The sequence below is a fragment of the Cupriavidus sp. HPC(L) genome (assembly GCF_000307735.3).
In the GTDB taxonomy this organism is placed as follows: Bacteria; Pseudomonadota; Gammaproteobacteria; order Burkholderiales; family Burkholderiaceae; genus Cupriavidus.
In genome coordinates this window covers 1-9,670 of sequence record NZ_AMPR02000092.1, presented here as the reverse complement: position 1 = coordinate 9,670, position 9,670 = coordinate 1, and the positions used below count along the sequence as shown (strand labels likewise).

Below are 9,670 nucleotides of genomic sequence, written 5' to 3'. Positions count from 1 at the left end.
GCCGGCCACGCCGCCGGCGGCCGAACGGCTGTCGGCCGGCCGTTGCCCGTTTGCCGGAGCGCCATGATGGTGGACCTGACCTTTTTCCTTCGCCGCCTCCGCGACCGCAACCGCGTCGGCGGCACGCTGCAGGCGTACGGCTTTGCCGGCGTGCTGGCCTGCGGCGCCTGCGCGCTGGCGCTTGCCGGCCTGTTGCCGATCGCCATGCGCGCATTGCCGGACCGCTTGCCGGCCGGATTGTCGTCCGCGCTGGCGATGCAGTTCCAGGTATCGGCGACCTGCCTGATCGTCGCCAGCCTGATCCTGACCGGACCGCTGCAGCTCCATCTGGTGCGCTTCGCCGCCGATCGCCTCGCCGAAGGACGCGGCGAGCTGGTGCTGCCGGGCCTGCGCGCGACGGGACTGGCCGTCACCGTGCTGGCGGGATTGTTCGGCGTGGCATGCCTGCTGTGGGCGTTCCCGCAGCAGTCGGCGCCGTATCGCGCGTTGATGCTGGCCGGCTTCGTGCTGATGTGCCATGTCTGGATCGCCGTGGCCTTCCTGGCCGGCATGAAGCAGTACGGCACGATCGCCTGCGCCTTCCTGGCCGGCGTTGCGGGGGCGTCCGTCGCCGCGCTGGCGTTGCGCGGCTTCGGCGTGGAAGGGCTGCTGGGCAGTTTCGCGATCGGTGCGCTGGTGCTGCTCGCCGGCACCACGATGCAGATCCATCGCCACCATCGCAGCCGGCGCCTGCTGTCTTTCACGGTGTTCGCGCGGCGTCATCGCTATCCGAGCCTGATCGCCATCGGCCTGCTGTATCCGCTCGGGCTCTGGGTCGACAAGCTGCAGTTCTGGTACCACGCGGGCACGGGCCAGGCGGTCATCGGTCCGCTGCATGCATCGGCGATCTACGACATCCCGGTGTTTCTGGCCCATCTCGCGGTCGTGCCCGCGCTGGCCGTGTTCCTGCTGCGCATCGAGCGGGATTTCGTCGCCCATTACGATGCCTTCGTCGACGCGGTGCGCGGCGGCGGCTCGCTGCAGCGCATCGAAGAGGCGCGCAACGCGATGGTGCGGGCGGTCCGGCTGGGCCTGTACGAGATCGTCAAGGCGCTGGCGATCGCGGCGCTGCTGCTGTTCGCGCTCGGGCGGCCGCTGCTGGCGCTGTTCGGCATGACGCAGCTGTACCTGCCGCTGCTGCATGTCGACATGGTCGCCGCGGGCCTGCAGGTGGTGCTGCTTGCCACGCTGAGCCTGTACTTCTATCTGGACCGGCGCCGCGAGGTGTTGCTGCTCGGCGCGGCGCTGCTGGCGTTGAACGCGGGCCTGACGCATCTGACGCTGACGCTCGGGCCCGCGTGGTACGGCTACGGTTTCGCATTCGCGGTGCTGATCGTGGTGGCGATCGCGCTGGTGCTGCTGGACCGCCGGCTCGAGCGCCTGGAATATGAAACTTATATGTTGCAGTAATGCGAATCGGACGGCTCCAATTGCGCCATCGCGGGCGGGCATGGTGACCGACGCTTTACAATTCGACACATTTCATCGATCCCATCCATGAAGTCGCGCTTGCCGGAGCCGCCGTGCGGCAAGACGCGAACGGACCTGTAACCGAGAAGAACATGAACATCGCATCGGTCGAAGACGATCCCAGCCAGGCCGAACTGATTCAGCAGATCCTGATCAGCGCCGGGCATACCTGCGACAGTTATTCGAGCGGCAAGGCCTTTTTGCGCGCAATGCGCGAGCGCTCGTACGACCTGCTGGTGATGGACTGGCAGTTGCCAGATATCAGCGGCTATGACGTGGTAACGCACGTGCGGCTGCATTCGGGCCAATACCCGCCGATCCTGTTCCTGACCAGCCGGTCGCTGGAAGAGGACATCGTCACGGGATTGGCCGGCGGCGCCGACGACTACATGATCAAGCCGGTGCGCAGGGGCGAGCTGCTGGCGCGGGTGGGCGCGCTGCTGCGCCGGACCTATCCGTCGGCCCCGGCCAACGAGGCCATCGTGGTGGGCGCCTATCGCCTCGACCCGGTGGCGCGTACCGCCAGCCTGAACGGCGTCGAGGTCGATATCGCGCCGCGCGAATTCGATCTGGCGCTCTATCTGTTCCGCAACATGGACCGGCTGCTGGCGCGCGACGTCGTCGAGCAGGCGGTCTGGGGGCGCTCGCTTGGCGCCAGTTCGCGCACGCTGGACACCCATCTGTCGCGGCTGCGCATCAAGCTCGGCCTGCGGCCGGAGAACGGCGTGCGGCTCGCCTCGGTGTACTCCTACGGCTATCGTTTCGAGCGCTGCGCGGGGCAGGCCGATGGCGCGTAAGGGTGGTGTGCTGACGACCACCGGGGCCGCCGCGGCCGTCACGGTCGTCACGGTCGTACGGGCCGCCGTTGCCGCATGGACGCTGCTGGCATTGGCACCGGCGCAGGCGGGCCCGGCCGGTGCCGACGGCGAATATTTCCTGCACCAGGTGGAACCGGGCGATACGCTGTTCTGGGTCGCGCAGCGCTATACCGGCCGCGCCGACGTCTGGCGCGAGCTGCAGGCGCTGAACCGCGTCGCCGATCCGTATCGGCTGCCGGTCGGCACCCATGTCCGCATTCCGCTCGCGCGCATTCCGGTGACGGTCGCCAGCGCGCGCGTGGTGTCGGTGGTCGGACAGGCCGATGCCAACGGCGCGGCGCTGCGGCCCGGCATGCGCGTCGACGAGGCGGCCTGGCTGCAAACCGGCGCCGATGGCCTGGTCACGTTCGAGCTGCCCGACGGCACCCGCGTCGCGATGCCGCCGAGCACTCGGCTGCAGGTCAAGCGCCTGCGCGTGTTCGCGGGCACGGGCCTGGGCGACACCGTGATGCAGGTCGACCGCGGCGGCATCGAATCGCGCGTCGCGCCCGGGGGCACTGGCGTGGGCCGCTTCGAGGTCCGCACGCCGATGATGGTCACCGGGGTGCGCGGCACCCGCTACGCCGTCGACGCGGGCCAACCCGACGAGCCTGGCCGGCGCGCCAACAGCAGCGCGGTGCTCGAGGGAACCGTGGCGGTGCGCGCGCGGCGCGCCAGGCGGACCGTCACGGCCGGCCACGGCATCGCCGTCGGCAGCGCCGGCGACGCGGTGGTGCACACGCTGCTGGCCGCGCCGACGCTGAGCGCGGTGCCGGCCGAGCCCATCTACGCGAGCCACGCCGAAGTGGGCTGGCAGCCGGTCAAGGGCGCGATCGGCTACCTGGTGCGCGTCACGCGCGATGCCGAGCGTACCGAAGCGGTGTTCGCCAGTACCGTCACGCCCGCGTCCGCGGCGCTGACGGGCTTGCCCGATGGGGCAGCCTATCTCGAGGTGCGCGCGATCGACCGCAACCGTATTCCCGGCAACGCGGCGATCGCGCCGCTGACCGTGCGGCTCAATCCGCCGGCGCCCTATACGGTCGAGCCGGCGCCGCGCAGCACGGTGCATGGCGCCGTAGTGCAACTGCAATGGGCGGCGGTCGACAGCGCCGTCGAGTACCGCTTCGAAATCGCCTCCGACGAGAGTTTCGGCACGCTGGCCGCGCAGGGCAGCACCCGCGAGGCGGGCACGCAGCAGACGCTGGCGCCGGGCGACTGGTGGTGGCGCGTGCGTTCGATCGATGCCAAGGGGCAGGCCGGGCCGTGGAGCGCGCCGGTGCCGTTCCGCATCCTGCCGCCGGCGCCGGGCGTCGCCGTGGTCGAGGACAACGGTGGCCCGCTGCGGCTGCGCTGGGGCGCGGCCGGACAATCGGCCGCCTTCGCGCCGCTGGCCTATCGGGTGCAGCTGGCCGACGAGCCGCGCTTTGCCCGGCCGCTGCAGGACCAGCGCATCGAGTCGGACACCGCGGCGCTGCCGCGGCCGCCGGCCGGCGTCTATTACGTGCGGGTCGCGCGCATCGAGCGCGACGGCAGCGAGTCGCCGTTCTCGGCGCCGCAACGCATCGAAGTCCACGAGCATCTGCGCGACGGCACGGGCGCTCCGATCGGAACTGCCGCCGGCAGTGTGCGCCGTGGCGGATAGCCGGTTCCGTCTGCCCCAGTTGCGCACCGCCGCGGGCAGCGGCCTGATCGCGGGCTTTCATCGGCGCACGCTGATCGAATGGCTGGTGCTGACCATGCTGGTGATGGTGCTGGCCGCGGTGCGCGCCGATTTCGGCGCCAGCCAGCGGCTGGACCTCGCCGTCTACGACATCGGTATCGCCGCGCAGCAGCACGCGCCGCGCGACGACATCCTGATCGTCTCGATCGACGATGAATCGCTGTCCGCGGTGGGCCGCTGGCCGTGGCGCCGTTCGCTGCTGGCCGGGCTGGTCGATCGGCTGGCCGACGGCGGCGCGCGCGTGATCGGTCTCGACGTGCTGCTGGTGGAGCCGGACTGGCGCCATCCCGAGGACGACGAGGCGCTGGCCGTCAGCATGGCGCGCGCCGGCAACGTGATCATTCCCGCGCTGGCCGAGCCGGTGCGGGACGGCTACCGCCTGAACTATCCGCTGCCGGCGCTGGGCGCGGACGTCGGCCATATCAATATCGCGACCGATGTCGACGGGCTGGCCCGCCATATCTACCTGCAGGAAGGGCTGCCGGGCCAGATGCTCGACCATTTCGTCGTGCGCCTGGTGCAGTTCGGCCAGCCGCAGCGGCCGCTGGCAAGCTACCGGCAGGTGCCGGTCGACGAGACGCTGTCCGGCGAATGGCATCGGCGCTATCGGCTGGGCATCCCGTTCGCCGGGCCGATCGGCACCTTTCGCACGGTGTCGGCGATCGACGTGCTGAGCGGCGCGATTCCGCCCGAGCTGTTCCGCGACAAGCTGGTGCTGGTCGGCGCCGGCGCGACCGGCCTCGGCGACATGTTCTCCGCACCGCTGTCGAAGAACGGCGCCGGCATCAGCGGCGTCGAGCTGCTGGCCAATTCCGCGCAGGCGCTGCTCGACGACAACGGCATCGTGCCGGTGCCGCGCGCCTGGTACTGGCCGCTGACGCTGCTGCCGGTGCTGCTGGCCTGCCTGGCCGCGCTGCTGATGTCGCCGCGCGATGCGCTGCTGGTCAGCGCGGCGGTGATCGTCGGCCTGTTCGGCGCCAGCGTCGCGCTGATGCATTTCGATCGGCTGTGGTTCTCCCCGGTACCGGCGATCCTCGCCTGCCTGGTGTTCTACCCGCTGTGGAGCTGGCGCCGGCAGGAATCGGCGCTAAGCTTCCTGTCGGCCGAAGTCGCCCGGCTCGAACGCGAGCCGGCGCTGCCCGGCAGCAAGAGCGCGCCGCCGCTGGCCGGCGGCACGCTGGACACCCGCATGAGCGCGCTGTACCGGATGATCACGCGGCAGCGCGACCTGCGCCGCCTGCTGTCCGACGGGCTGGAAAACCTGCCCGATGCGACGGTGATCTGCGATGCCGACGGCAGCATCCTGCTGGCCAATGCCGGCGCGGTCGCGCTGTCGCCGCGGCTGCTGTCCTCGCTCAATGCCGAGGGCGGGGCGCGTCCGCTGCTCGATACGCTGATCGCCGACATCTTCGCGCCGCCGCAGGGCGGACTCGAATACTGGGATCGGCTCAGGCGCGCGGCCGACAGCGGCGCGGCGCCGACGCGGGGCGAGCGCGCCGGGGTCGAGCTGCAGACGCATGACCAGCGCGCGATGCTGTTGCGCGGAGCGCCGCTGCGCGGCAACGGGGGCGAGGTCGCCGGCTTCAGCGTCAGCTTCATCGACATCACGCAGGTACGGCTGGCCGAGCGCCAGCGCGAGGAAACGCTGCGCTTCATCTCGCACGACATGCGGTCGCCGCAGGCGTCGATCCTTGCGCTCGTCGAACTGCAGGCCGACCCCACGCGCGCGCTGGAACCGCCGGTGCTGCTCGACCGCATCCGCCATCACGCCGGCCGCACGCTGGCGCTGGCCGACGATTTCATCCAGCTGGCGCGGGCCGAATCGCAGCATCTGCGCTTTGCGGAGATCGACCTGACCACGGTGCTGATGGACGCCGCCGATTCGCTGTGGGCGCTGGCGCAGGCCCGCCGCGTGACCGTCGCGGTGCAGACCGGCAACGAGGAGATGATGCTGTATGGCGAAGCGGCGTTGCTGATGCGCGCCGTGTCGAATCTGATCGACAACGCGGTCAAGTACAGCCCGCCGGGCGGCACCGTGACCGTGCGCGCCGGCCGCGTGCGGCACGACGACGGCAGCGACGGCGGCCTGATGGTGTCGGTCTCCGACCAGGGGCCCGGCATCGCGCCCGAGGAACAGGCGCGGCTGTTCCAGCCGTTCAGCCGGCTGCAGGAGGAGGGCCGTCCGGTGCGCGAGGGCAGCGGGCTGGGACTGCTGTTCGTCAAGACCGTGGTCGAGCGGCACGGCGGCCATGTCGGCGTCGACAGCGCGCCGGGACGCGGCACGACGTTCCTGATCACGTTGCCGGGTTGAGGCCTGGTACCGCCGACACGCTTTGCATTAGCGACATCGGGCTCCCTCTCCCGCTTGCGCGAGAGGGCTGGGGAGAGGGAACGGGCGGTTCAAGCCGCGATGGCATTGGCGAGCGCCGCTGCCCTCTCCCCCGGCCCCTCTCCCGCCGGCGGGCGAGGGGAGGCAACACCCGCATCGGGCGGGCCTCGGCGGTCCTTTCGCCTTCCTGCGGCCGGCTTGAAACTTCTTCCCCCACATGTAAGTTTCGCGCCGCCGCGTGCCACCGAAGGGAGACATCGGGACTCGCACCCACCCGCCATCCCCGTGGAACAGCGCTTGCATTCCCGCCCCATGCGGCGCGACTGGCGTGCCGCTCTTCCCTGGGGAGCCCGCGATGAAAGCCCTTTGCTGGCACGGCAAGCACGATATCCGCTATGACACCGTTCCCGACCCGGTGATCGAACACCCGCGCGACGCCATCATCCGCGTCAGCAGCTGCGCGATCTGCGGCTCGGACCTGCATCTGTACGATGGGTTCGTGCCCGGCATGGAGCACGGCGACATCATGGGCCACGAGTTCATGGGCGAGGTCGTCGAGGTCGGCGCGCAGAACCGCCGGTTGCGCGTCGGCGACCGCGTGGTGGTGCCGTTTACGATCATCTGCGGCGAATGCGACCAATGCCGGCGCGGCAATTTCTCGGTGTGCGAGCGCACCAACCGCAACAAGGAAGCGGCCGACAAGATGTTCGGCCATACCACCGCCGGGCTGTTCGGCTACACCCATCTGACCGGGGGCTATGCGGGCGGGCAGGCCGAATACGTGCGCGTGCCCTATGCCGACGTGGCGCCGGTCAAGGTGCCGGCCGAACTGAGCGACGAGCAGGTGCTGTTTCTCGGCGATATCCTGCCGACCGGCTGGCAGGCCGCGGCGCAGTGCGACATCCAGCCGGACGATATCGTCGCGATCTGGGGCGCGGGACCGGTGGGCCAGTTCTGCATCCTGTCGGCGCTGTTGATGGGCGCGAAGCAGGTGGTGGTGATCGACCGCGTGCCGGAGCGCCTGCGGATGGCGCAGCAGCTCGGTCCCGACCGCGTGACGTTGATCGATTTCGAGAACCAGAGCGTGCTGGAGGCGCTCAACGAGATCACGCATGGCAAGGGCCCCGACAAGTGCATCGACGCGGTCGGACTCGAAGCGCATGCGACCCGTTCGCTCGATTCGATCTACGACCGCGTCAAGCAGGCCGTGATGCTGGAGACCGATCGCCCGCACGTGCTGCGCGAGATGATCTATGTCTGCCGGCCCGGCGGCATCGTGTCGATTCCCGGCGTCTACGGCGGACTGGTCGACAAGATCCCGATGGGCGCGCTGATGAACAAGGGGCTGACCATCCGTACCGGCCAGACCCACGTCAACCGCTGGACCGACGATCTGCTCCAGCGCATCATCGACAGGCAGATCGATCCGACCTTCGTGATCTCGCATCGCGTCAAGCTGGCGGACGGCCCGTCGATGTACGAGACCTTCCGCGACAAGCACGACGGCTGCATCAAGGTCGTGATGACGCCGGCCTGACCTTGCGGCCGGCCTTGCGCGGGACGTCCCGCTTCTTCTCCCGCTTCCCCGCCCGGTTCTCCTCCCGTATTGCGGCCACCGCCCAGGCCGCGCCGCCCGGCGTGGCGCCGGCGCCGAACACCTCGCGGTGCCAGGCCCGTGTCACGTCCTCCAGCAGCGCGAGAAAACGCTCCAGCGCGGGCAGCGCATGCTCGCGCCGCACCGTCGCGTGCAGGTCGGCATCGAGTCCGCGCGCGGCCAGCGGCACGTAGCTGACGTCGTCGCGCCGCGTGGCCGACAGCGAGGCCGGCAGCACGCTGACGCCGACGCCGGCGCCGACCAGTCCCAGCACCGTCTCCGGATCGACCGATTCGTGCATCACGCGCGGCTCGAAGCCGTCGCGCAGGCAGGCGGCCAGCACATTGCGGATCATCGGGCTTTGCATGTTCAGCAGCACAAAGGCATCGCCGGACAGCTGCCGCAGCGAGACGCGGTTCGCGCCCGCGAGCGGATGGTCGGCCGCCATCGCCACCATCAGCGGCTGCGCATAGACCAGGATCGAGCGCAGATCGCTGCGCGCGGCCGTGCTGCACGAGAAACCGACGTCGATGCGGCCGCGCGCCAGCGCCTCGTACTGCTGGTCGGGCAGCAGTTCGTGCAGCGTCCATTCGACGCCGGGATTGCGCAGCTGGAACTGGCGCAGCGTCAGCGGCAGCGGGCCGTACATCACCGAGTTGATGATGCCGATGCGCAGATAGCCTTCGAGCCCATCGGCAACGCGCCGCACCTGCCGTTCCACCGATTCGCAGTCGTCGACGATGCGCCGCGCGCGCGTCAGCAGCGCCTCGCCGGCCCGCGTCAGCCGCGCGCCATGGCGGCCGCGCTCGAACAGCGTGACCCGCAGCGCGCCCTCGAGCGACTTGATCTGCTGGCTCAGCGGCGGCTGCGAGATATGCAGGCGTTCGGCGGCGCGGCTGTAGTTGCCTTCCTCGGCAACCGCGATGAAATAGCGCAACTGGCGGAGATCCATATGCGATCCGTATGGATTGGATTCCAAAATCATATTTCACATATGGTTGCGCGACACCTAGGCTTTCCCTGATCCGTCCACGCCAGAGGGGCGGCCGAGGAGACCACGATGACCACCAAGCTCGATGTCAATGGCGCCCGCCGACGGGTGGACGCCCCCGCGGATACGCCGCTGCTGTGGGTGTTGCGCGACCAGCTGGATCTGACCGGCACCAAGTACGGCTGCGGCATGGGGCTGTGCGGCGCCTGTACGGTCCATGTCGACGGGCAGGCCGTGCGTGCCTGCCAGACCCCGTTGTCCAGCGTCGCCGGCAAGCGCGTGACGACGATCGAGGGGCTGGGCAAACCGGATGCGCTGCACGCGTTGCAGCGCGCGTGGCAGGCCGAGGACGTGCCGCAATGCGGCTACTGCCAGTCGGGGCAGCTGATGTCGGCCGCCGCGCTGCTGGCGCGGAAGCCAACGCCCAGTGACGGCGATATCGATGCGGCGATGGCGGGCAATATCTGCCGCTGCGGCACCTATGACCGGATCCGGCGCGCGATCCATCGCGCCGCGGCCGAACTGCGCAGCGGGAGGCCGGCATGAAGCGACGCGACTTCCTGAAGAGCGGGGCGGCGCTGGCCGGTGGCCTGATGCTGGAGCTGGGCGCCGGTGGCGTGCGAGCGGCCGGCGCGTCCGCGGGGGCATCGCCTGGTGCACCGTCCTCAGG

Annotated in this window: 8 protein-coding genes; 7 read left to right on the top strand and 1 reads right to left on the bottom strand. The window is 70.1% G+C overall.

What is annotated here, in order from left to right:
• The first annotated feature begins 66 nt into the window (after positions 1 to 66).
• The 5 genes from pelG to B551_RS07095 all read left to right on the top strand — a co-directional run bounded on the left by pelG (position 67) and on the right by B551_RS07095 (position 7,952).
• Positions 67 to 1,449: an exopolysaccharide Pel transporter PelG gene (pelG, locus tag B551_RS07115; protein ID WP_043437926.1), complete on the top strand. Its 1,383-nt coding sequence runs from the start codon at positions 67 to 69 to the stop codon at positions 1,447 to 1,449.
• Between the two features lie 152 nt (positions 1,450 to 1,601).
• A complete protein-coding gene (locus B551_RS07110; protein WP_006579049.1) occupies positions 1,602 to 2,306 on the top strand; it encodes a response regulator transcription factor in 705 nt (234 codons plus the stop codon).
• Complete coding sequence (locus B551_RS07105; protein ID WP_055274525.1) at positions 2,296 to 4,008, top strand: FecR domain-containing protein; 1,713 nt, start codon at positions 2,296 to 2,298, stop codon at positions 4,006 to 4,008. The genes B551_RS07110 and B551_RS07105 overlap by 11 nt, the downstream gene beginning before the upstream one ends.
• Positions 3,998 to 6,397, top strand: coding sequence for a CHASE2 domain-containing protein (locus B551_RS07100; protein WP_231906531.1), 2,400 nt, complete (start codon positions 3,998 to 4,000; stop codon positions 6,395 to 6,397). Before B551_RS07105 ends, B551_RS07100 begins: the two co-directional genes overlap by 11 nt.
• Positions 6,398 to 6,770: 373 nt before the next feature.
• A complete protein-coding gene (locus tag B551_RS07095) occupies positions 6,771 to 7,952 on the top strand; it encodes a zinc-dependent alcohol dehydrogenase (protein ID WP_006579038.1) in 1,182 nt (393 codons plus the stop codon).
• Here the strand turns inward: B551_RS07095 and B551_RS07090 are convergent.
• Positions 7,927 to 8,961 carry a LysR substrate-binding domain-containing protein gene (locus tag B551_RS07090; RefSeq protein WP_023263762.1) on the bottom strand — a complete coding sequence of 345 codons (1,035 nt, stop codon included), beginning with the start codon at positions 8,959 to 8,961 and terminating at the stop codon, positions 7,927 to 7,929. The two genes, B551_RS07095 and B551_RS07090, sit on opposite strands and share 26 nt — an antisense overlap.
• A gap of 108 nt (positions 8,962 to 9,069) precedes the next feature.
• Between B551_RS07090 and B551_RS07085 the strand changes: the two genes are divergently transcribed.
• Positions 9,070 to 9,546, top strand: a complete 477-nt coding sequence (locus tag B551_RS07085) for a (2Fe-2S)-binding protein (protein ID WP_006578605.1) — start codon at positions 9,070 to 9,072, stop codon at positions 9,544 to 9,546.
• Positions 9,543 to 9,670 (top strand): twin-arginine translocation signal domain-containing protein (locus tag B551_RS27330; protein ID WP_172682444.1); only part of this gene is annotated, 128 nt, incomplete at its 3' end. The genes B551_RS07085 and B551_RS27330, both read left to right, overlap by 4 nt.

Excerpts from the sequence above, each read along its gene's own strand:
- B551_RS07110 (WP_006579049.1), top strand. The coding sequence starts at position 1,602 with ATGAACATCGCATCGGTCGAAGACGATCCCAGCCAGGCCGAACTGATT.
- B551_RS07085 (WP_006578605.1), top strand. The coding sequence starts at position 9,070 with ATGACCACCAAGCTCGATGTCAATGGCGCCCGCCGACGGGTGGACGCC.
- pelG (WP_043437926.1), top strand. The coding sequence starts at position 67 with ATGGTGGACCTGACCTTTTTCCTTCGCCGCCTCCGCGACCGCAACCGC.
- B551_RS07090 (WP_023263762.1), bottom strand. The coding sequence starts at position 8,961 with ATGGATCTCCGCCAGTTGCGCTATTTCATCGCGGTTGCCGAGGAAGGC.
- B551_RS07095 (WP_006579038.1), top strand. The coding sequence starts at position 6,771 with ATGAAAGCCCTTTGCTGGCACGGCAAGCACGATATCCGCTATGACACC.
- B551_RS07105 (WP_055274525.1), top strand. The coding sequence starts at position 2,296 with ATGGCGCGTAAGGGTGGTGTGCTGACGACCACCGGGGCCGCCGCGGCC.